23 protein-coding genes and 1 pseudogene are annotated in these 22,830 nt (G+C 42.7%); 12 read left to right on the top strand and 12 right to left on the bottom strand.

Going from position 1 to position 22,830, the window contains the following annotated elements:
• The 3 genes and pseudogenes from EOD41_RS18640 to EOD41_RS18630 form a co-directional block, all read left to right on the top strand.
• A pseudogene (locus tag EOD41_RS18640) lies at nt 1-749 on the top strand (phosphoglucosamine mutase); the annotation flags it as partial.
• A gap of 98 nt (nt 750-847) precedes the next feature.
• Nucleotides 848-1,987: a cysteine desulfurase family protein gene (locus EOD41_RS18635; RefSeq protein WP_127707792.1), complete on the top strand. Its 1,140-nt coding sequence runs from the start codon at nt 848-850 to the stop codon at nt 1,985-1,987.
• Nucleotides 1,988-2,105: 118 nt separating this feature from the next.
• Nucleotides 2,106-2,747 (top strand): hypothetical protein, encoded by a 642-nt coding sequence (locus EOD41_RS18630; protein WP_127707790.1) that lies wholly within the window; start codon nt 2,106-2,108, stop codon nt 2,745-2,747.
• A 172-nt stretch (nt 2,748-2,919) separates the two neighbouring features.
• Here the strand turns inward: EOD41_RS18630 and accD are convergent, their stop codons facing one another.
• Nucleotides 2,920-3,765: an acetyl-CoA carboxylase, carboxyltransferase subunit beta gene (gene accD, locus EOD41_RS18625; protein ID WP_127707788.1), complete on the bottom strand. Its 846-nt coding sequence runs from the start codon at nt 3,763-3,765 to the stop codon at nt 2,920-2,922.
• A gap of 236 nt (nt 3,766-4,001) precedes the next feature.
• Between accD and fbaA the strand changes: the two genes are divergently transcribed.
• From fbaA to EOD41_RS18610, 3 genes are all read left to right on the top strand, one after another.
• Entirely contained in the window at nt 4,002-5,081 is a 1,080-nt protein-coding gene (gene fbaA / locus EOD41_RS18620) for a class II fructose-bisphosphate aldolase (RefSeq protein ID WP_127707786.1), read from the top strand.
• A gap of 87 nt (nt 5,082-5,168) precedes the next feature.
• Nucleotides 5,169-5,687: a low affinity iron permease family protein gene (locus EOD41_RS18615; RefSeq protein ID WP_127707784.1), complete on the top strand. Its 519-nt coding sequence runs from the start codon at nt 5,169-5,171 to the stop codon at nt 5,685-5,687.
• Nucleotides 5,647-6,078: a GNAT family N-acetyltransferase gene (locus EOD41_RS18610; protein WP_127707782.1), complete on the top strand. Its 432-nt coding sequence runs from the start codon at nt 5,647-5,649 to the stop codon at nt 6,076-6,078. The genes EOD41_RS18615 and EOD41_RS18610 overlap by 41 nt, the downstream gene beginning before the upstream one ends.
• 199 nt (nt 6,079-6,277) lie before the next feature.
• On the opposite strand, the gene EOD41_RS18605 is transcribed toward EOD41_RS18610, so the two are convergent.
• The 4 genes from EOD41_RS18605 to EOD41_RS18590 form a co-directional block, all read right to left on the bottom strand.
• The gene (locus EOD41_RS18605; RefSeq protein WP_127707780.1) at nt 6,278-7,594 is read right to left on the bottom strand and encodes an NAD(P)/FAD-dependent oxidoreductase; all 1,317 of its coding nucleotides are present in this window, start codon (nt 7,592-7,594) and stop codon (nt 6,278-6,280) included.
• A gap of 89 nt (nt 7,595-7,683) precedes the next feature.
• Nucleotides 7,684-10,626 carry a protein translocase subunit SecDF gene (gene secDF, locus EOD41_RS18600; RefSeq protein WP_127707779.1) on the bottom strand — a complete coding sequence of 981 codons (2,943 nt, stop codon included), beginning with the start codon at nt 10,624-10,626 and terminating at the stop codon, nt 7,684-7,686.
• Nucleotides 10,627-10,744: 118 nt separating this feature from the next.
• A complete protein-coding gene (locus tag EOD41_RS18595; RefSeq protein ID WP_127707777.1) occupies nt 10,745-11,227 on the bottom strand; it encodes a dihydrofolate reductase in 483 nt (160 codons plus the stop codon).
• A 204-nt stretch (nt 11,228-11,431) separates the two neighbouring features.
• Nucleotides 11,432-12,253: a thymidylate synthase gene (locus EOD41_RS18590; RefSeq protein WP_127707775.1), complete on the bottom strand. Its 822-nt coding sequence runs from the start codon at nt 12,251-12,253 to the stop codon at nt 11,432-11,434.
• Between the two features lie 6 nt (nt 12,254-12,259).
• On the opposite strand from EOD41_RS18590, the gene EOD41_RS18585 reads away from it, so the two are divergent.
• Nucleotides 12,260-12,493, top strand: a complete 234-nt coding sequence (locus tag EOD41_RS18585; RefSeq protein ID WP_127707773.1) for a hypothetical protein — start codon at nt 12,260-12,262, stop codon at nt 12,491-12,493.
• A 6-nt stretch (nt 12,494-12,499) separates the two neighbouring features.
• A complete protein-coding gene (gene ispE / locus EOD41_RS18580) occupies nt 12,500-13,303 on the top strand; it encodes a 4-(cytidine 5'-diphospho)-2-C-methyl-D-erythritol kinase (protein ID WP_127707771.1) in 804 nt (267 codons plus the stop codon).
• Between the two features lie 127 nt (nt 13,304-13,430).
• On the opposite strand, the gene EOD41_RS18575 is transcribed toward ispE, so the two are convergent.
• Nucleotides 13,431-14,321 carry an NAD(P)-dependent oxidoreductase gene (locus tag EOD41_RS18575; RefSeq protein WP_127707769.1) on the bottom strand — a complete coding sequence of 297 codons (891 nt, stop codon included), beginning with the start codon at nt 14,319-14,321 and terminating at the stop codon, nt 13,431-13,433.
• A gap of 6 nt (nt 14,322-14,327) precedes the next feature.
• Nucleotides 14,328-14,606, bottom strand: a complete 279-nt coding sequence (locus EOD41_RS18570; protein ID WP_127707767.1) for a hypothetical protein — start codon at nt 14,604-14,606, stop codon at nt 14,328-14,330.
• On the opposite strand from EOD41_RS18570, the gene EOD41_RS18565 reads away from it, so the two are divergent.
• Entirely contained in the window at nt 14,605-14,838 is a 234-nt protein-coding gene (locus EOD41_RS18565; RefSeq protein ID WP_127707765.1) for a hypothetical protein, read from the top strand. The genes EOD41_RS18570 and EOD41_RS18565 overlap by 2 nt on opposite strands.
• 604 nt (nt 14,839-15,442) lie before the next feature.
• Here the strand turns inward: EOD41_RS18565 and EOD41_RS18560 are convergent.
• From EOD41_RS18560 to tgt, 3 genes are read right to left on the bottom strand one after another with little or no spacing between them, the layout of a single operon-like run.
• A complete protein-coding gene (locus EOD41_RS18560) occupies nt 15,443-16,348 on the bottom strand; it encodes a DMT family transporter (RefSeq protein WP_127707763.1) in 906 nt (301 codons plus the stop codon).
• Entirely contained in the window at nt 16,349-17,455 is a 1,107-nt protein-coding gene (locus tag EOD41_RS18555) for an LptF/LptG family permease (RefSeq protein ID WP_127707761.1), read from the bottom strand.
• Complete coding sequence (gene tgt / locus EOD41_RS18550) at nt 17,456-18,586, bottom strand: tRNA guanosine(34) transglycosylase Tgt (protein WP_127707759.1); 1,131 nt, start codon at nt 18,584-18,586, stop codon at nt 17,456-17,458.
• 112 nt (nt 18,587-18,698) lie between these two features.
• Between tgt and EOD41_RS18545 the strand changes: the two genes are divergently transcribed.
• Genes EOD41_RS18545 through rsmG form a run of 3 tightly spaced genes read left to right on the top strand, consistent with a single transcriptional unit; the run spans nt 18,699 to nt 21,029 of the window.
• Nucleotides 18,699-19,817, top strand: a complete 1,119-nt coding sequence (locus EOD41_RS18545; protein ID WP_240663491.1) for a glycosyltransferase — start codon at nt 18,699-18,701, stop codon at nt 19,815-19,817.
• A complete protein-coding gene (locus EOD41_RS18540; RefSeq protein ID WP_127707755.1) occupies nt 19,808-20,413 on the top strand; it encodes an RNA polymerase sigma factor in 606 nt (201 codons plus the stop codon). The genes EOD41_RS18545 and EOD41_RS18540 overlap by 10 nt, the downstream gene beginning before the upstream one ends.
• Complete coding sequence (gene rsmG, locus EOD41_RS18535) at nt 20,403-21,029, top strand: 16S rRNA (guanine(527)-N(7))-methyltransferase RsmG (protein ID WP_127707753.1); 627 nt, start codon at nt 20,403-20,405, stop codon at nt 21,027-21,029. Before EOD41_RS18540 ends, rsmG begins: the two co-directional genes overlap by 11 nt.
• A gap of 2 nt (nt 21,030-21,031) precedes the next feature.
• Here rsmG and EOD41_RS18530 read toward each other — a convergent pair whose 3' ends face one another.
• Nucleotides 21,032-22,342 carry a M56 family metallopeptidase gene (locus EOD41_RS18530; RefSeq protein ID WP_127707751.1) on the bottom strand — a complete coding sequence of 437 codons (1,311 nt, stop codon included), beginning with the start codon at nt 22,340-22,342 and terminating at the stop codon, nt 21,032-21,034.
• Complete coding sequence (locus tag EOD41_RS18525; RefSeq protein WP_127707749.1) at nt 22,339-22,716, bottom strand: BlaI/MecI/CopY family transcriptional regulator; 378 nt, start codon at nt 22,714-22,716, stop codon at nt 22,339-22,341. The genes EOD41_RS18530 and EOD41_RS18525 overlap by 4 nt, the downstream gene beginning before the upstream one ends.
• Nucleotides 22,717-22,830: the final 114 nt, after the last annotated feature.

Here is a 22,830-nt window from a genome sequence, read left to right as displayed (position 1 = left end):
CCGAACCCAACGGCCACTTTCCGCATAATCCCGAGCCACTGCCGGAGAACCTGACGGAAATAGCCAAAGTGGTCAAAGAAAAACAAGCCGACCTGGGCATCGTAACCGACCCTGATGTAGACAGGCTTTGCTTTGTAAATGAAGACGGAACGATGTTCGGTGAAGAATATACACTGGTAGCAGTAGCTGATTATGTACTGAAACATACCAAAGGCAATACGGTATCCAACCTGTCGTCAACCCGTGCACTAAGGGATGTAACCGAACTACAAGGAGGTACTTACAACGCGGCCGCGGTAGGTGAGGTGAACGTAGTGACGAAGATGAAGGAAACCAATGCGGTGATAGGCGGTGAAGGCAATGGCGGGGTGATCTACCCGGAACTGCACTATGGCAGGGATGCACTGGTAGGCATCGCCTTGTTCCTGACACATCTGGCAAAAGAGAACACCAGCATCTCACAGCTAAAGGCAAGCTATCCTGAATACTTCATTTCGAAGAACAAGATAGAACTGCAGCCGGTTATGGATATCGACGCTTTGCTATCAAAAGTCGAAGAAAAGTACAAAGAACAGCCATATTCAACCATTGACGGGCTGAAGATAGAATTCGGTAAGGAATGGGTACATTTGCGCAGGTCGAACACCGAGCCTATCATCAGGATATATTCAGAAAGCCGGTCGGAAGAAGCAGCCAACGCTTTGGCGAATAAGCTGATTGGCGATATGAAGAAAATACTGGGAATTTAATAAATACTTGTTAGCGATGGGTTTAAAACCATCGCTATATGTGATAATATATACAGGCAGAACAGGACATCTGCCAGATAAATAACTGATATTAAACAATGAGCCGCGTATACCTCGATAATGCAGCAACTACTCCTTTAGATCCGGAGGTGCTGAAAGAAATGTATAAAGTGATGGAAACCCAATATGGTAACCCTTCGTCTATACATGCGCACGGACGTGAGGTACGCACGCTTATTGAGCGTTCACGTAAAACCATTGCTAATTTACTACATACATCGCCTGCTGAGATATTTTTTACCAGCGGCGGTACCGAGGCCGATAATACTGCCATTCGCTGTGGTATTATTGATCATGGCATAACGCATGCTATAACCAGTCGTTTAGAACATCATGCGGTGATACACACCCTTGAGGCGATGGAGAAGGCCGGTACCATAAAACTGAGCTTTGTTGATACCGACAACAAAGGCAATATCAACTACAATCATCTTGAAGAGTTGCTGCAAAATAACGAGCGCAGCTTTGTGTCATTAATGCACGCCAATAACGAGATAGGTACCCTTACCGATATTGAACGTGTAGGCGACCTTTGCGAACAATATAACGCCATTTTCCATTGCGATACGGTGCAAACCATGGGGCACTATCCGCACGATTTAAGTAAGCTTAAAGTGCATTTCCTTGTTTGTGCAGCGCATAAGCTACATGGGCCAAAAGGGGTGGGGTTTCTGCACGTAAATCATCGCATCAAAATAAAGCCGATGATATACGGCGGCTCACAGGAGCGTAATATGCGCGGCGGTACTGAGAACGTTTATGGTATTGTCGGTTTGGCTAAAGCGCTTGAAATTGCTTATACCGAGATGGATGATCATCAGCAGCACATACAGGGGCTTAAAACCTATATGATGGACAGACTGAAAAATGAAATACCGGGCCTGCATTTTAACGGTGAAACCGATCCTGATAAAAGTTTGTACACTGTGTTAAGCGTATCTTTCCCCGAAATGGACATGGCGGATATGCTGTTGTTCAACCTTGATATAGCAGGTATTTCGGCTTCAGGCGGCAGCGCGTGCAGTTCGGGTACGGATATTGGTTCGCATGTATTAACGGCTATCGGCGCCAATCCTTCACGTCCGTCAGTACGTTTTTCGTTCTCAAAGTATAATACAAAAGAGGACGTTGACTTCGCGGTTAACAAGATACGTGAGATATGCCTGGCAAAGGTGTAATATAAAAAAGGACACACGTTTCTTTAATTGCCACACTTCTTTACAGCATACTAAGCTAATAAGGTTCATCCGTCTTGTTGGTATAGGTTTTGTTCATTACCATATAAACTAAATACCTATGATAACTGCAAATGAAATGAACTGGAATGATCGGGAGGATCAACAGGAATACACGAACATGAACGTTAATACCCCGGAATATGATGATTTAGGCGGCGAAGACGACGAACTGGAAGATGATGGTTTGGAAGATGATGACGAACTGCTTGATGATGAGGACGACCTGGCAATTGGCGACGAAGATCTTGAAAACGACGAGTTTGTTGAGGTTGATGATGATGAGGATGAAGACGCAACCGATTCTTTTTTGAATGATAATAACGACGGTCCTGCCTATACTAACACTTTAGGCGACGATATTGCTTTTGACAGGCAGTATGATGAAAGCCAAGGAAATGGCTTTGACGAGGATAAAGACTTTGAAGCTCATTTGGCGCCAGAGTCGGTAGACCCTGATCCGAACGAAATACCTGAAAAGGAAGAGTCAGAACAGGAAGGTTCAGGTTATTCACCATCACGCGAGTATAACGAGCCTCAGGAAGGCAACGATGCTTCGTTTAGTGAGCAAACTGACGTTACGCCACCAAACCAGCACGAATTTCCTGCTGAAGGATCACCTAAAACTGATTTTGAATCACGTAATCATGGACGCACAACCGGCCGTATGATAGGCCATGAGCCGGGCACTGAAGGGATTTAATTTATTAGAGTCAAGAATTAAGATTCAGGAATTAAGAGAATACGTCAATTCGGCGAAGGAGAAATCTCTTTCATGATATGACATATCATATTAACTAAAAAGGAGCATTGGGATAACCCATTGCTCCTTTTTAGTTAATATCTTAATTCTTGTCTCTTGATTCCTGGCTCACTTAAGCAGCCAACATCTTAATAAATGATGCGAGTTTTTCTTTCATTTCGCGGCGATCAACAATAAAATCAAGGAAGCCGTGCTCTAATACAAACTCGGCAGTTTGAAAGCCTTTTGGAAGATCCTTTTTAATGGTTTCTTTAATAACGCGCGGACCTGCGAAGCCTATAAGCGAACCGGGTTCTGCAATGTTAACGTCGCCAAGCATAGCATATGATGCAGTTACACCACCTGTAGTAGGGTCGGTAAGCAGTGAAATGTATGGGATTTTTGCCTGACCTAACAATGCAAGTTTTGCAGATGTTTTAGCCATTTGCATAAGTGAGAAAGCTGCCTCCATCATACGTGCTCCCCCTGATTTTGAGATCATCAGGAAAGGAATTTTATGCTCGATACAGTAATCAATAGAACGGGCGATCTTTTCACCCACAACTGATCCCATTGAGCCGCCTATGAAATTGAAATCCATACAGGCCACAACAAGGTCATGGCCTTCAATTTTACCATGCGCCGAACGTATAGCGTCTTTCAGGCCGGTTTTGCGGGTGGTTTCGCTAATACGGTCGGTATATTTTTTTGTGTCGACAAATTCCAGCGGGTCGCCTGAGCGCAGATTGGTAAACAGTTCGGTAAATTCGTTATTGTCAAACAATATCGAAAAATACTCTTTTGAACCTATACGCAGATGATATCCGCAGTAGTGGCAAACATATTGGTTTTCAACTTGTTCAGAGTAATGAAGGGGCTTTTTACACTCCGGGCATTTGTTCCAGATACCATCAGGTGCTTCTTTTTTTTCCTGAGTAGTTGTGATAATACCTTTTACTTCTCTTTTAAACCACGCCATATCGTTTCAAAAATCTGTTGCAAAAATAAGAGTGCAAAGAAACAAATTTTTCTGTAATCTTTTACAGTAACAATAGTTTTGACGGTTTGCTTTACCCGGTAATGTAACAATCTTTAATAGGTACAAAAATTACATAGTGTATATTTTACACAATTGTTTTAAAAAACATGATATATTTAAGGTAATTACGTCAAAATATTGCTACCTTAGGAGCCCAAACCAAACGTATTTTATTAATGAGTTTAAAAGATTACAAAGGGGTTTTGCACGGCGATCAGGTGCAGGAACTATTTGAAGCGGCAAAAAAGCATCAGTTTGCTTTGCCTGCGGTAAACGTTATTGGTACCAACACCATTAACGCAGTTATGGAAACCGCTAAAGCGGTTAACTCACCTGTTATCATTCAGCTATCAAACGGCGGCGCGCAGTTTTACGCCGGCAAATCGCTTGATAACTCAAAGCTGCAAGCCTGTATCTTAGGTGGCGTATCGGCTGCTAAGCACGTACATCTGCTGGCCGAACATTACGGCGTAGCAGTTATTTTGCATACCGACCATGCCGCTAAAAAATTACTTCCATGGATTGACGGACTGCTTGATCATGGTGAGAAATTCTTTGCTGAAACCGGCAAACCGCTTTTCTCATCACATATGCTTGACCTTTCTGAGGAGCCTATCGAAGAAAACATTGAAATATCTGCAAAATATCTTGAGCGCATGGCCAAAATGGGCATGACCGTTGAAATTGAACTTGGTGTAACCGGCGGCGAGGAAGACGGCGTTGATAACAGCGATGTTGACAGCTCAAAACTTTATACCCAGCCCGAAGACGTTGCTTACTCATACGAGAAACTATCAGAAGTAAGCCACCGCTTTACAGTTGCGGCTGCTTTTGGTAACGTACACGGTGTTTACAAACCAGGTAACGTTAAATTACAGCCAATCATCCTGCATAACTCACAAGAGTATTTGAAAAAGAAACACGGTTTAACTGCTGAAAAACCTATCAATTTTGTATTCCACGGTGGTTCTGGTTCAAGCCAGGAAGAAATCCGTGAGGCTATTTCATATGGTGCTATCAAAATGAACATTGATACCGATATGCAATGGGCTTTCTGGGAAGGTATTAAGGATTACTATCAATCAAAAGAAGCTTATCTGCAAGATCAGATTGGTAACCCTGAAGGACCGGATTCTCCAAACAAAAAATATTATGATCCGCGTGTATGGCTGCGCAAAGGCGAAGAAAACTTTGTTAAACGCCTTACCGAAGCTTTCCGCGATCTGAACTGTATAGACGCGAATAGCAAGCTATAATAAGATGTAACATGATCTGAAGAGCGCCGGTTTAAACATTGGCGCTCTTTTTTCGTTTATTCTTATTTACTTAATCCTTTTTTTGTTATGGCCGCTAATAAGAATAAAAAGAAACTTAATTTTTTTGAACGCTTTGCTAACTGGGCTACAAATGTTACAGGCAGTTCAGCAGCATTTATTATAGCTGTGGGTGTTATTATAGTATGGGCCATAAGCGGTCCGGTATTCGGTTATTCAGATACCTGGCAATTAGTGATCAATACAAGTACTACCATTGTTACATTTCTGATGGTGTTTTTGATTCAGAAAACACAAAATAAAGACTCGAAAGCGATACACTTAAAGCTGAACGAACTCATAGCTTCGCACCAGGGCGCCAGCAACCGCATGGTTGATTTGGAAGACCTTAGCGAAGACGAACTGAATGAGTTGCATAAGTTTTATGAAAAGCTGTCGGACCTGGCAGAAGAGGAAGACGATATTCTTTGCACGCACTCCATTGACGCTGCAACTGAGAACCACGAAATCAAATTAAGTAACTTAAAGTCTAAAAAACATTATACCGATGCAAGGGCAAAGCGAAATAGCAGTAAACAAAGTAAATGACCCACAAACCCTTGAAACGGTATTTGCTATACGCCGCGAGGTGTTTGTAGTTGAACAAAATTGCCCGCCAGAACTAGAGTGGGAATATGAGGATGAGTCGACACATTTTTTAGCCATCGTAAACGGCGAGCCTGCAGGGGTCTCACGCTGGCGTAAAACTGATAAAGGATATAAGTTGGAGCGCTTTGCCGTACTAAAGCAATACAGGGGCTTAGGCGTAGGCAAGGCGCTTATTAAAGCGGTATTAAATGATTTGCCTGCTGATGCCGGCTATATATACTTACATGCACAGGTACAAGCCATGGGTGTGTATGCCAAGCTGGGCTTTGTGCCAACCGGTCCTCAGTTTGAAGAAGCGGGGATACAGCATTTTAAAATGGTGAAAGAATAGCAATAGTTGTCATTTCGACCGTGGGAAAATTCTCTCAGTACGGAAATTTCGGAACTTAGATCTCGCAGAAGATTTCTCCTCGTACCTCGTTGAAATGACATGCTTAAACAAACAAAAGGGTAGACAACTTTAAAAAGTTGTCTACCCTTAAAATATATTATGAAATTGAATCCTAACTCTTGGTTCTTGATTCTATTCCCTACTGATCCGCCTTCGTCACAGCGTTTTTCTGTGCGTCTGCTGTTTCCTTTACAAATTTGCGTATTATAAGCCTGTTACCGCCATTATAACTTACATAACTGGCGACCCAGTTAATAAATACTATCCATCGGTTACGGCCCCCCATAAGCGAAATTAAGTGGATAAACATCCAGGTAAGCCAGGCGAAGAAGCCCTGGAACTTAATCTTGCCAATATCAGCCACCGCTTTGTTGCGGCCTATGGTAGCCATTGATCCTTTATCAAAGTAGCTAAAGGCTTCCAGCGGCTTGTTTTCGATAATGTTCAGTATGTTTTCGGCAACATTAACGCCCTGTTGCATGGCCACCTGCGCCACGCCCGGGTGTCCGTTAGGGGTTTTCTCGGTAATGCTGGCTGCAACGTCGCCAATAGCGAAGATATCAGTAAAGCCGTCAACCTGGCAATACACGTTTGTTTTGATACGGTTGCCACGCACAATCTTTTCTTTATCGATGCCTGCAGGTATCTGCCCCATTACACCTGCCGACCATATTACATTCATAGTGCGGATGCTTTTGCCGCCCTCAAACACAATGGTCTCACCGTCGTAACTTTCTACCTTGGTACCAAGCAGCAACTCAACGCCCATACCGCGAAGGAACTTCTCAGCAGCCTTTGACGCTTCCTCAGACATTGGCCCAAGTACTTTGGGAAGGAAGTCAACAAGGTAAACCTTCATTTCTTCTTTTTTAAGCTCAGGGTAGTCTTTAGTGAGGATGTGGTTGCGTATCTCGGCCAGTGAACCTGCAAGCTCAACACCGGTAGGGCCGGCACCCACAAGTACAAAATTCAGGTAGGGCTCACGTTCTTCTTTAGATGCTTTTAGTACGGCTGCCTCAAGATTCTGCAATATCAGGTAACGGATATTTAATGCTTCAGGTATGGTTTTCATCGGCATGGCATAACGCTCAATATCTTTATTACCAAAGAAATTGGTTGTTGAACCTGTAGCAATAACAAGGTAGTCGTAAGCAATGTCGCCAATGCTGGTTTCCACGTATTTTCCTACAGGGTTAACGCCTTTAACCTCGGCCACACGAAAACGGAAGTTCTTTTGGTTATCGAATTTTTTACGAAGCGAAAAAGCGATGGATTCGCACTCTAAACTACCCATGGCTACCTGATAAAGCAGGGGCCAAAAGCCGTGGTAGTTATTCTTGTCGAGCATAAGAACATTAACCGGCTTGTTTTTAAACTTTTTAGCTGCCTCTATACCGCCGAAGCCACCGCCGATAATTACTACTAAAGGAAACTTTGTGTTATATGCGAAATCCATTTATATGGTGAGTTTAGTTGTTACTGTTTAAGTATTAAAACAAAAAAGCCCCAAATGTTCTTTGGGGCTTTTTAAAAATCTATAAATTTTTATTTCAGACCTTTTTTCCCAAAGTCGATGATCACCGGTGTTGCCACGCAGATGGACGAGTATGTACCAAAAGTGATACCGATTAACAGGGCGAATGAGAAGCCCCGGATAACATCTCCGCCAAAGATAAACAATACTATCAATACAAATAGTACAGTTAACGAAGTAATAATAGTACGGCTTAGCGTGCTGTTAATCGCCTTGTTAATAACTGTTTTGGTATCTTCTTCTTTAGTGCTGTGGGTTAGATACTCACGGATACGGTCGAACACAACCACAGTATCGTTAATTGAGTAACCGATAACAGTTAACACTGCGGCAATAAATGCCTGGTCGATATCCAGAGAGAACGGAAGTACGTCTTTAAACAATGAGAAGAACGAAAGTACCAGCAAGGCGTCGTGCGCGGTAGCAACCAATGCACCCAAGCTGTACTGCCATTTACGGAACCTGATCAGGATATAAGCTGATATCACCAGGATGGCGAATATTACAGTTAAACTTGCTGATGTTTTCAGGTCGTTTGATATGGTTGGGTCTACCTTTAACCTTTGTACAATGTTATACTTAGTGCCAAGTTCGTTAAGTCCTTTTTTAAGGGTTTCCTCAACTTTAACGTCAGCAGTTTCGTCACGGTCATCAATCAGGTAGTTGGTAGTAATAGCAAGCTTGTCGGCACCAAAGGTTTTAACTTCTGCTTTGCCAATACCTAAATATTTTACTACCGCTTCACGTGCCTGCTCAGCGTCAACCTTTTTATCAGGGAACTGCACTGTGTAGTTACGTCCGCCCTGGAAATCCACACCATAGTTAAAGCCCTGTGTGAAGATTGATATTAAACCTGCAAGGATGAACAAGCCAGAGAAAGCGTAGAACTTAAACCTGTTTTTAACGAAAGCAAAGTTTGCGTTCTTGAAGGTATGAGAGCTCCATGGGTATGAGAATTTGATATCCCAGCCTTTTTCAAGCATCCACTCGAATATTAATCTTGAGATTAACAGCGAGCAGAACAATGAGGTGATGATACCGATCATTAATGTAGTAGCAAAACCTTTGATAGGGCCCGAACCGAACACTAACAGGATGGTAGCGGTAAGGAAAGTACTTACGTTAGCATCTAATATTGATGATAAGGCATGTTTGAAGCCATCGCTGATAGACTGTTTGATCGACTTGCCGAGCGCCATTTCCTCACGCACACGTTCATACACCAGTACGTTGGCATCAACCGCTATACCCAGTGTTAGCACGATACCTGCTATACCCGGAAGGGTTAAGATAGCGCCGATGCTGATAAGTGCGCCCATCAGGAAGAATACGTTAATTAACACGGCAACTACCGCTACAGTACCTGCACGGTTGTAATAAACCACCATGAAAATAAGTACTACCACAAAACCAAGTATGCATGAAAGTAAACCTGCGCTGATAGCTTCCTGACCTAATGAGGGGCCTACAACAGCTTCGTTAACAATACGTGCGGGGGCAGGCAAGCGGCCGGCCTTTAACACGTTTGCAAGGTCTTTTGTATCGTCGCTGGTAAAGCTGCCTGATATAGATGATATACCGCCAGAAATCTCGTTTTGAACGGTAGGGGCAGAGTACACATTATCGTCAAGCACAATAGCGATGGCGCTTTTTGATGGCGCTGCTTCAGCGGTTATGTTTTTCCATTGTTGTGCACCGGTAGAGTTCATCACCATGCGCACTTCAGGGCGGCCTCTTTCGTCAACGTCGTTACGGGCATCGGTAACAACGTCACCGGTTAACACCGGACCGTTTTCGGCGCCTGATAATTTAATAGCATATAGCGAGAAGGCTTTTTTGCCGTTAATGTCATGCGGTTTTACATCCCACAAGAATTTAAGGTTTTGCGGCATGTTGCCTTTAGCTTCCGCGCTTTGCAGGTATGAGTTTACTTTAGCAGTATCTTTCGCTTCAGCCATACCAACAACAGGGCCTGGGGCAAGCTGCATGCCTTGCTGGCCTTGATAAACACTTGGCGTTAATATGCTAAATAGTGGGTTAGCATTGTTTTTCAACTGGCTGTTTTTACCTGCACTGTCTTTAGCGTTCTTTTCAAGTTTGCCAAGCAACGAGTTGTCGCCTTTTTTGGCAGTGTCTTTTGCAGCAGCGGCGGTAGCAGTTATTTTAGCTGTATCGGCAGTAGATTTTTGTTTTGCTGCTAATATTTTATCAACGTTAACAAGTACGGGGTAAACTTCGGTGTTGTCAAAGGTTTTGTAAAACTCAAGCTTTGCCGAACCTTGCAGCAGGTGGCGTACACGCTCAGCATCTTTCACACCCGGAAGCTCGATTAGGATACGGTTTGTACCTTGTTGTAGCTGAATGTTAGGCTGTGCAACACCAAACTGGTCGATACGTGTATTTAATACGGTATAGGCCTGTTTAACGGCTGCGTTAGCCTGATCTTGCAGGTAGGTTTTTACCTGGCTGTTGGTGGCGTTAAATTTCAGGTTTGCCTGGTTGTCTTGTGTTGAGAAGATAGCCGCCAGTTTGCCTGATGGGTTCAGTTTCTCGTACTCTTCAACAAAAAGGGTAATGTAATCTTTCTGACTGGTTTTTTGTGCTTCTTCAGCCCTTGTGAGCGCCTGGTTAAAAGAAGGGTCGGGGTTGTTGTTTGATAACGAGCGTACCAGTTCGCGCAAAGATACCTGCATGGTTACGTTCATACCACCTTTCAAATCAAGGCCCAGGGCCAGCTCTTTGCTTGTGCAGAACCGGTAGGTGTGCCCTAAAACAGGATAAACGGGTTGATCAGCAATTGAGTCGAGATATGCTTTTTCTCTGTCAGGATTACCTTTAGCGTATTCCCTGGCGTCGTTTTGAACCTTTTGTACAACCCATGTGAACGAAAAATAATACAGGCCGATCAAGACCAGCACTATTGCAAAAAATTTAATTATCCCTTTGCCTTGCATCGTGAAGTATAACTTATGTATGTATAATTAGTAAGTAGCTTTTTTAAATAAGACGGCAAATCTAATAAATTTTCCTAAGCAAGGAATTTTAAATTAAAACAAAATAAATGCCTCGTTGTTAAGCTCGCTCGAGTGTGATAAAGGAGTATGAATAAGCGTTTTTTTCGTCGGCCGGATAGTCTTCACGCTTGATTTCTTTCCACTGTGAATAGTCTATTTCAGGGAAAAAAGTATCAGCCTCAAAAATGTGATGAATAATGGTAAGGTAGATACGGTTGGTAATGCCCATGCTCTGACGGTATATTTCGGCACCGCCAACAATAAACACTTCTTCTTCGTCTTTGCAAAGTTCAATAGCATCATCAATCGAGCTTACCACTTCGCAACCTGCTATTTCTATATGCTGACGTGTAATAACGATATTCCTGCGGCGCGGTAACGGCTTACCTACCGAATCAAATGTTTTACGGCCCATTATCACGGTATGGCCGCTGGTGGTTTCCTTAAAATGCTTAAGATCGTGTGGCATGTGCCACAGCAGTTGGTTGTTTTTGCCTATGGCGTAGTTTTGGGAAATAGCTACAATAATGGAGGTGGTCATTTGTCTGAACCTGAATTTATAGGATTTAAGAATTTACAGAATGGATTAGGAATTAGCAAGCCGTTTTAATAACGTCTCATCTTCAACGATTATTCGTTTTAATAATTTAAGGGCCTTCTTTGGAAGAAGGGTTTTTTTTTGTTTTCAGGCATTTCTTTCTTGTTCATAAAATTTTGCTAATTCAAAAATTCTTCAAATTCCGGTTCAGACCGCCACAATGCCTTTTATATGCGGCCATGCCTCGTAATTCTCCAAAGTGAAATCTTCATACTTAAAACTGAAGATATCCTTTACCTCCGGATTAATGCGCATGGTTGGCAGCGGCTTTGGCTCACGACTTAGTTGCAGGTTGGCTTGCTCGAGGTGGTTGTTGTAAATATGTGCGTCGCCAAAAGTGTGAATAAAATCTCCGTAATCTAAATCACATACCTGTGCCACCATCATAGTAAGCAGCGCATACGACGCTATATTGAACGGCACACCCAAAAATATATCGGCGCTGCGCTGATATAGCTGGCACGACAGCTTACCTTTTGTTTCTCCTTTTTGCGCGTTAGGGGGCTCCACATAAAACTGGAACAGGCTGTGGCAGGGTGGAAGCGCCATTTTGTTTACGTCAGCCACGTTCCATGCCGAAACCATGATGCGGCGGGAATCAGGGTTATTCTTAATCTGATCAATGATCTGTTTTATCTGATCAACATGGCCGCCATCGGGCGTAGGCCAGCTACGCCATTGGTAGCCGTAAACCGGACCAAGGTTTCCATCGGCATCCGCCCACTCGTCCCATATGCGCACGCCGTTATCTTTTAAATATTTAATGTTGGTATCACCGCTCAAAAACCAAATCAGCTCGTGTATTATCGATTTCAGGTGCAGTTTCTTGGTGGTCACCATCGGGAAGCCTTCCTGCAGGTTAAAACGCATCTGGTAGCCAAACACACTAAGCGTTCCTGTTCCGGTGCGGTCGTGTTTTTGGGCGCCGTTCTCCATTACATGCCGCATTAAATCTAAATACTGTTTCATTGTTGAGTGGGTGATTACACCGATTTATTTTTTATGATTGCACCGATTGCCGATGCTAATTATTCTTATTACACCGATTCCCGACAGCTACAAACGGTAATATATTCCGCGCCAACCGCCTCCCGCCTTGCAACAGGATTGCGCCTTGCGCCAACCGCCATCCATCTTGCCGTCATTCACAAAGAAAAATATTCTATTTTTGGTTTCCTACGGATGTGTATAAATACAACCGTATGTTGACACTTTATGTTGAATTTTCCAAACGCAAAAATAAACATTGGCCTGAACATTACCGAACGCCGGGCCGATGGCTACCATAATCTTGAAACCGTTTTTTATCCTGTAAAGATTAAAGACGCGCTTGAGGTTATTACAGCCCCTCAATTGAGTTTTTCTTCATCTGGGATACCAATACCCGGCCGAATGGAAGATAATCTGTGTGTGAAGGGGTACGAGCTTTTGCGGCACGATTATGATATTCCACCTGTCGCAATACATCTGCATAAACATATCCCGATAGGAGCAGGCCTGGGTGGCGGCTCGGCCGACGCAGCGTTTTTTATCAAATTAGTGAGTGATTTATTTGGGCTAAAGCTTTCGGTTGAGCAAATGGAGAATTATGCAAGACAGCTGGGCGCCGACTGTGCTTTCTTTATTCAAAACAAGCCCGTCTTTGCACATGGCAAGGGCGACGAGTTTAAACCCGTGACGCTCGACCTGTCGGTATACAAGATTGTTTTGGTAATGCCGCCCGCACATGTGTCAACCGGAGAAGCCTATCGCGGCGTAAGGCCTAAGCCCGTTAATCAATCGTTACAGGAACTGGTAACGCTTCCTCTTACCGAGTGGAAACATCACATCAAAAACGACTTTGAAGAATCTGTATTTAAAAATCATCCTGATATCCGTGGCGTAAAAGCTGCGCTGTATGATGCAGGTGCGTTATACGCCAGTATGAGCGGCAGTGGCGCGTCGGTATTCGGGATTTTTAATGAGTTGCCAAACCTTTCGCACTTGGAAGGGGAAAACGAGGTATTTTATGATGTGTGATGAGAAATTTCTCTTTTTGTCATTTCGATGAGGAACGAGGAGAAATCTTCTGCAACATAAAAACTATCCGGCTGCTTTCAGAAGATTTCTCTCTGTCGTTCGAAATGACATAATTTGAATTAACGGGTCACACCCCGGCCTCATCACTCACACCTTTGCCGAACGCGGCAATCCAATCACTGTTGTCTCCGTTGCCTTTTGCTACTGATGTAAGCAGACGGTTGTGCACCAGTGAAACCAATGGGGCAGGGGTTTCGGTTTGTTGCGCAACTTTCAGGGCCAGGCGCGCGTCTTTGTAACCAAGCTTCGCCTTAAAGGCTACCGGCTCATATTGCTTTGCCGAAATAAATTTCCCGTAGTTCTGAAATATCGGACAGGCAAAAAGTGTCGAGCTGAAAAAGTCGGCCACCTGCTTGCGGTCGAGGCCGCTTTTCTCGGCAATGGTGTAGCCCTCGGCCATTGTCTCCAGCGCTGCCATGATCATAAAATTTCCGGTAAGCTTTACCACGTTTGCTCCGCCGGTGGTTTCACCAAAATCAATAATGCCCTGGCCCAAACTTTCCAGCACCGGTTTGGCGGCTTCTTTCACATCGGCTGCGCCGGATGTGCATATCCAAAGTTTGCGTGCGGCCGCGGCTTCCGGTCGGCCAAAAACCGGGGCTGCCAGATATCGGCTGCCGGCATCATTATGGATGGCTAAAAGCTCTTCAGAGGTGTCGGGCAAAATGGTGCTCATGGAGATGTGCAGCGCACCCGGACGCATGGTTTTTAAAAAGCCGTTATCACCCAATACTGCATCCTTCACCACCTCATCCTCAGATAAAATGGTAATCACAAAATCAACATTTCTGGCGGCCTCGGCGGGTGTGCTGCAAACGGTGATAGAGCCCTGTTCAAGCTCCTTGGCTTTTGAGGTTGTACGGTTATAAACCTGCAGGTGGTAGCCGTCGGTTATTAAGTTTTTGGCCATGGGGATACCAAGGTTCCCGAGGCCTATAAAGCCTATTCTTTTTTCCATAATTAATTAACTGATGTAATCTCTGTCTTCGTCACTTAGTGTATCGGGTTTCTCTTTTTGATATTGGCTGTCGTGAAATTGTTCGATATCATATTTTACTTTTTTGGGGCGGCCAACAATTACGCCCAGGGTAAATGCCGCTACGGCGATGCCGGCCAGTACGATAAGTTTTGACGCGTAAGTTTTGGTGAATAAAATAGTGAAAGGTACCTCGTCATTGTTCTGCATAATAACAATGGTAATGAGCACGGCAATAATAATAGCGATGATGGTTTTTACACTCATGACAAATGTGGTTTTATTGAATAACCAATATCCGCAATTTATGTGTGTATTAAAAATGGGAGCGGTACGTGTAAGGCGGATGGCGGGAGCTGTTGATGTCTTTAAGATGGTTGTGATGGGGGTGTGGCGGGTAAGAGCGAGCCGGTGGTTTTACATCGCAAAAATTGATCATGAAAATTGGCAAGATTATTGGCTTATGTCAATTTCCATAGAAGGTGTCCGCGTTGTTTGAAGAGGTTTAGACCGACGAAAATATTGAAAAAAACGTCATCGAAAATTTGGTTTCTCAAGACCAATTTTCAGCAGTGCGTATACAAATGTCACTACCGGCGTCTAAATTTTAAATTCTAAAATTTGATGTTTATTACACTAACCTTTTTTCTTATCTGAAGAATCCAATCCAAAGTATTTATTTTGATTACAAATTAAATGTTTTTGATTATTAGTTTATTATGCATCGTAAATGGGTCTGATTTTAATGAATGCTAAAATTATTAGTAATTGGCGATATTGATAATTTTAATTAAGTTGTATTTAAACTAAAGATATAATTTGTACTACGCTGATTATTAAATATTTAAAAGTATTTTAATTTATGTATTTTAAAAAATTTGTGCCAACAAAAAAGCAGATTTTTGGTGTGAGTTTATGCACATACCTAAAATACAATCAAACACTAAGCCAATTTTGAAATTTTGGCTGTGTTGTATGAAAATAGATTACAACGAGGTTTTGTATGTCTAAATATTTGAAGAGCGTACAGGAGCTAAAAAGTAGGTTGTAGCGGATGCTAAAAATCCCCTACCCTATAGGTTATCACAAAATAAAGATGAGAATTAACGTGTACGGCGGCGCTCATACAGTTGCTTGCGCACCAACGGAAACAAGAAAATAGTGGATAAAATAATAGCGGCCCCTACCCAAAAACCGGCGGTCATTTTCTTCATATCGCCAAAAATAACAAACGCCAAAAGGATGCCATATACAGGCTCGAGGTTGGTAATAAGCGCTACTTTGAACGCCGAAATTTCGCGCATAACTGATACCCCGGCCACGTATGCAAGCGATGTGCAAATGGTGCCAAGTATTAATAAATAACTCAGGTCAGATATGCCGATCAGCATCTGGCTATTGAATCCGCCAGTGAAAACCATGTATAATGACAGCCACACAAAAGCGCCCGAAAGCTCGTAAAATGCTATTACCGGAGCGTCATGTTTCTGCACCTGTTTTGAGTTGATGATGGAAAACAGGCTTGCAAAAAGGGCGCTAAGTAATCCCATTGCAATGCCCTTAGTGTATTGAGTTTCAAATTTGAATATTGTCAGAATCCCGACTACTATAAAAATACCGGCGACGATTTCAAGTTTTGAGATACGCTTTTTATTAATCAGCGGCTCCAGTACTGCGGTGAATAAAGTAACCGATGACAGGCATACAAGACCTACCGAAACGGTGGAATGTTTGATTGCTCCGAAGAATAATATCCAGTGTCCGCCCACTAACGCGCCTGTAAAAAACAGTGTTAAAAGTGATCGTTTATCTACTTTAAAAATAGTTTTGTTATACCTGAAATAAAGAAATAATGACACCACCGCAATAAGCAAACGGTACCATACCAACTGCACCGCAGGCAAGGTGATAAGCGCTCCTAAAATGCCTGTAAACCCCCAGATAAAAACGGTGAAATGTAGCACCAGCAGGTTGCTGTTTATGCCTGTTGATTGAGGTTTATCGATCATTTATTTAGGTGCTTTTACAAGCAGGTAATAGCCCAGAAGGCCGAACAAAACGTTAGGTATAAACACCGCTATAAGCGCCGGAACGCCGCCCTGAATAGCAAAAACCGTAGCAAATTTATCAACCACTATGTAGGCAAAACACAGGAAAATGCCTATACCCAAAGGTAGTCCAACACCCCCGCGAACCTTACGTGACGACAGTGCGACGCCTATTAAAGTGAGTACATAAGTAGATAAAGGGTACACAAACCGGCGGTATTTTTCGTAGTAAATTGATGGTAAAACCTCGGGCCGACGCAGCTTTTCTTTCTCAATTGTGGCATTAATTTCATGCAGCGGCATGGCCGTATACTCGTTATCAATCTTGATAAAGTCGGTTGGATGCATGTCTAAAGCGGTATCTTTTTGCATCCCGCGCTGTACCAAACTTTCCTTTAAACCATTTACATAACGTATATCAGGATTCATTATTGACCACTTTTTCTTCAGTGAATCGTACACAATCCTGTCTGATGTCAGCTTCTCACGCAGCTGATCGCCGTCAAATTTTTCCAGTACAAAAGTGTAGCCGGTGTTAATGGTTTTATCAAAATTTTGCAGGTAAACGTAGGTGTTTTTGCTGATCTGCATGTGTACCTCGCTGCGGGTAGGGTCGTCATTTCCGTTAAAACCATTCTCGTTTTCAAAGGTAATTTTTAGCCTGTTGGTATATGGTATCAGGTAAACGTTGGCGTAAAATGATACGATGAAAACAATAGTCGCCGATATGAAATATGGCCTTAAAAAGCGGTTAAAGCTGGCTTTACTGGTAAGTATGGGCACTATCTCTGTTTGATTGGCCATCTTTGCCGTAAAGAAGATCACCGCTAAAAAGTTGATAAGCGGCGACAGCATATTCATGTAAAACGGAATAAAACCACCGTAATATTCGGTAGCAATTTCACTAACCGAGCGGCCCGATTGCAGGAAGTTATCAATATGCTCGGAGATGTCAAATACCACCGTTATCACAATGAAAATCATCAATGTAAACGTAAACGTACCGAGGTATTTGCCAATAATATACCTGTCAATAACCGGTAAGTATTTGCGCAGAAGCTTTTTCATTTACAGTTTTTGTCCAAGCTGTTTTACCATTTTTTCTTTCCAGGCGTAAAATTCGCCGGCAATTATCTTTTCACGGGCTTCGTTAACCAGCCAAAGATAGAAGTGCAGGTTATGTAACGTTGCTATCTGTGCACCAAGTATTTCGCCCGAATGAATTAAATGCCGCAGGTACGCTTTTGTGTATGCTTTATCGGCAAACAGGTCGCTGTCGGCTTCAATTGGCGAAAAATCATTCTCCCATTTTTTGTTGCGCATGTTTATGATACCGTTCTTGGTGAACAGCATACCATTGCGAGCGTTACGGGTTGGCATTACGCAATCAAACATATCAATACCTAAAGCTATATTTTCCAATATATTAACCGGCGTGCCTACACCCATTAAATATCGCGGTTTTTGCTCGGGTAATATATTGCATACAATCTCTGTCATGGCATACATTTCTTCAGCCGGTTCGCCTACTGATAGGCCGCCGATTGCGTTGCCTTCACGTTCAAAAGAAGCAATAACTTCCGCCGAACGTACACGCAGATCCTTATATACCGACCCCTGTACAATGGGGAAAAGTGTTTGGCTGTAACCGTATTTCGGCTCGGTGCTGTCAAACCTGTCGCAGCAGCGTTTAAGCCAGCGGTGAGTCATTTCGATTGACCTTCTGGCGTAGTTATATTCGCACGGGTAAGGCGTACACTCGTCAAATGCCATAATGATATCAGCGCCAATAATACGCTGTATATCCATTACATTTTCAGGCGTAAAAAAGTGTTTGGAGCCATCAATATGCGAACGGAAAGTAACGCCTTCTTCCTTTATTTTACGTACTTCGGTAAGCGAATACACCTGATAACCGCCGCTGTCGGTAAGTATAGGTTTGTCCCAGCCGTTAAATTTATGCAGGCCGCCCGCTTGTTCAATTATGTCGAGACCCGGGCGTAAGTATAAATGGTAGGTATTGCCTAATATAATTTGTGCTTTTATATCGTCGGCAAGTTCGCGCTGGTGTACAGCCTTTACTGTTCCGGCGGTGCCAACAGGCATAAAAATAGGGGTTTTAATAGTGCCGTGATCGGTGGTTATTTCGCCTGCGCGGGCTTTGGATAATTTATCCTGTGCTGTTAAACTGAATTTCATTTATAAAGACCGCAAAATTAAGAAATTAGTCCGGCTATACGTTGGGTTTATTTTCAAGTCGGTTTAGCTAATGCGGACGGATTTTAGCAACTTTGCGGGTAAATTTTTTTACTTGGAAACGTATCTCTACGACGCTTTATTTCTTTTCTTTCAAATTTGTTTTATAAGTCAGCTGTATTATATCGCTAACAACCATGGCCGGCTGGCCTGGTATAAGCCCGTACAGCAATTGCAAAAGGCAGATATCCCGGTTTCAGTCATCATCAGCGCACGTAATGAGGAGAACAATCTGAAGTATAATTTGCCGCTGATACTTGAGCAGGATTACCCGGATTTTGAAGTAATTGTAGTGAATGATTGCTCGGTTGATGAATCAGATCTGCTGCTTTTAGAGATGCAGGGCAGGTATCCACACTTAAAAGTAGTAACTATTACTGAGCATGTCCGCTTTAAAACCGGTAAAAAGTTCGCCCTTACCTTAGGAATAAAAGCCGCAAAAAATGAACATTTGTTATTTACCGATGCTGATTGTACACCCGCGTCAGATAAGTGGATAGCCCGTATGGCGGCTAACTTTACAGCATCTACACAAATAATTTTAGGGTATTCACCATTTTATAAGGTTAAGGGAATTCTCAATGGCTTTAGTCGTTTCGAGACACTTAAAACGGCCATAAGCTATCTTTCTGCAGCCATGGGCGGCGATGCTTACATGGGCGTAGGGCGGAATCTGGCTTACACTAAAACGCTGTTTTTTGCTAATAAGGGCTTTGCAGCGCATATGCATGTACTGTCAGGTGACGATGATCTTTTCGTTAATCAGAATACAACAAGCACCAATACGGTTGTAGAAGTACACCCCGAAAGCTTTATGTACACCCATGCCAAAACCACCTGGAGCGGCTGGTACCGGCAAAAAACAAGGCACATGGGTGTAGGCAGATTATATAAAAACCATCACCGCCGGATGCTCAGCTGGGAGGCACTAAGTGGATTTTTATTTTATATTTTGCTTGCGCTTTGCCTTATTTTCAAATTTGAGCCTATATTGGCGATTGGGTTGTACCTTATAAGGCTTTTAACGCAGCTATTTATATATAACAAAGCTTTTAAAACCATCGGGGGTAAAGATTTGTTGTTTTATTTACCATTGTTAGACCTGATATACTATGTTTATCTGAATGTCTTTGGGCTTATCGGATCATTTATAAAAACTACCCGATGGAAATAAACTCCAATTTTACCGAGAATGCGAAGAACGATTTCCAACTGGTACTTCGTGCAAGGCAGGGCGACCAAAAGGCTTATGCCGATCTGATGGTCAGGTATAAAGATTCTATCTATTTTATGATATTGAAGATGGTGAATAACAAAGAAGACGCCATGGATATCATGGTAGAAACCTTTGCAAAAGCCTTCGAAAAGCTGGACAAATATCAACCTGACTACGCTTTCAGTACATGGCTGTTCAGGGTGGCTACTAATAATTGTATTGATTTTATCCGCAAAAAAAAGCTCAACACCATGTCGATACACGGCATGATGGATGATGACGGGGACGAATTGCCATTACAAATTAAATCGGACACGCTTAATCCTGAAGAAACGTCAATAAAAAAACAGCAAACCAAAGAGTTGCGTAGCCTGATAGAAGGGTTGCCTCTGCGCTACCGGAATTTGATAACGCTGCGCTATTTTGACGAGTTATCGTACGAGGAAATTGCCCAGCACCTCGACCTGCCTTTGGGTACTGTTAAGGCACAGCTTTTCCGCGCACGTTACCTGCTGGGTAACATTATAAACCGTTATAACAGGGATGACATCTGAACTGATAGCCAAATACTTTCCTCAACTTACACAAGAACAGCTGGCACAATATGATCAGCTGCCTGCCTTATACGAACACTGGAACAGCCAGATCAATGTAATATCACGTAAAGATATCGACCAGTTGCTTGAGCGGCATGTGCTGCACTCACTTGGCATAGCAAAAGTTATGACCTTTAAGCCGGGCGAAAAGGTGCTTGATGTGGGTACAGGCGGTGGCTTCCCGGGTATTCCGCTGGCTATTATGTTCCCCGAAACGCAGTTTCATTTGGTTGACTCTATTGGGAAAAAGATAAAAGTAGTAACCGGAGTGGCCACCGCTTTAGGCTTAACTAACATTAAAGCATCACACGCACGTGCTGAAGACATAAAAGAAAAGTTCGACTTTGTAGTATCAAGGGCGGTAACGCGGTTAGGGGAGTTCTATCCCTGGGTGAAAAACAAGTTTAGCAAAAGTACCGGTAATACCTTGCCCAGCGGAATACTGTATTTAAAAGGGGGCGACCTTGAACAAGAAATTGCCGAATCGGGTTTAACCGTACGGCAATACCATCTCAAAGATTACTTCGGCGAAGATTTCTTCGAGACTAAGCAGGTTATATATGTAAAGGGATAGGGTTATTTTACAAAGCCAACCACAACAACACCGCTATATTGGTCATTTTCGGATAGTTCAGATTTTGATTCGCCAACTGGTTTGTTATCTTTATTCATTAATTTGAATGTTACCGGAAATGTAACCGGACCCGATTTTTTAGCAATAATGCCGGTAAAGCTTTTCATTGATTTTATTACCGCTTCATCTAAACCGCTGCCTACACTTTTATCAATTTTGATGTCCCGAATTACACCTTCGCTGCTCAGCGAAAACTTTACCCAAACAGTTCCGGCTACCTTTTTTTCCCGTGCCTGTGCCGGATATGTTACAGTTTTGGCAATGTGATTAAATAATTCATTAAGCGGCTTATCGCTACGCCTTACTGATGTAACCGTTGGTGGTTGAGGTACGGTATCAGGTGATGCCGGAGCTGCCTTAATTGCCTTTACTTGTCGCGGCAGCAAATCCACCCCATAATTTTTGCTGAAAGACAGTGTTGATGCACACAGCATGCCCGCGCACAGCGGCACTGTCAGTAGGTACTTTAGCCTGGCTAACTTACCCGAACGTTGTTTGTTTAACATGATTATCCTCTTTTTTAGAAGTTTATAATTAAAAAATGAATTAGTAACCGCGCCGCCACTTAGTCCGTAAGCATTATTAACCAGGAAAGTTGAGTAAGCAAGGTTATCGTTACCTGCGGTTTCCTCATCTGCAATGTATTCGTGCTGAATTTTAAGACTGTTTTGGAGTAGATACACCAAGGGATTAAACCAAAACACAATTTTTATTATCTCGGTAAATAAAATATCCACCGAGTGCTTCTGCCTTATGTGTACTTGCTCGTGCTGTATGATTGTATTGATATCAGTTACTTGCGTGCTGATAAATAGGTTATTAAAAAATGAAAACGCAGTATTCTGGCTTTCCAGATACACTATTTTATAACCGTTACCTGTATGATGAACATTAACCGCGCTTAGCTGATATAGTCTAATCAATTTAATGGCGAGTAACGCTATAGTAACAACAACGCCTGCTACGTACAAGTAAAGAATAGTATCCTGCCAGTTGAAAGAATGCACTGCCGGTGGTCGTATATCAGCAAGGCTTGTTGCCTGATTTATGTATGAAGTGGTTACGCTTTGCTCTTGAAAAGGCTTTAATACACCAATTTGCAGTAATGGTAGTATCGGCGCCACGCAGCATATGCACAGCAGGTAAGCACGGTTAAGATTGTAATGCGTATCTCTGCTTAAAAGCAGGTAATACGCCAGATAAAACACGTTTAAATAAATGTTTGCTTCAAGCAGGTAATACAGCCAGTTCATTTTTTCTCAGATTTAAGTTTTTCAATAAGTGCCGAAAGTTCGTCAAGTTCTTTTATGCTGAGCTTCTTTTCATCAGCAATAAATGATACCAGGCTTTTGTATGAATTGTCAAAATAATTGGTCATCACCTTGTTAACCGTAAAGCGTTTGTATTCAGCTTCGCTCACCAGTGGGAAGTACACATGCGAATTACCATAGGCTTTATGGTCGATAAAGCCTTTACCTTCAAGCACACGCACAACTGTTGATACGGTGTTGTAAGCCGGTTTTGGCGCGGGCATTTTCTCAATTATATCTTTAACAATGGCTTCTTTAAGCTGCCAAAGTATTTGCATTACCTGCTCTTCGGCTTTTGTAAGTTCTTTTACATTCATATTAAACTATATTTATAGTTTGGTAGAACAAACATACAACTATTTTTATAGTTTGCAAACTATTTTTATAGTTTTGTTTATTTTGCTTTGATGATGTAGTGTAGGAGGGAATTA

The organism is Mucilaginibacter limnophilus, from assembly GCF_004005815.1.
Taxonomy (GTDB): Bacteria; Bacteroidota; Bacteroidia; order Sphingobacteriales; family Sphingobacteriaceae; genus Mucilaginibacter; species Mucilaginibacter limnophilus.
This window is presented reverse-complemented; position numbering and strand designations above follow the sequence as displayed.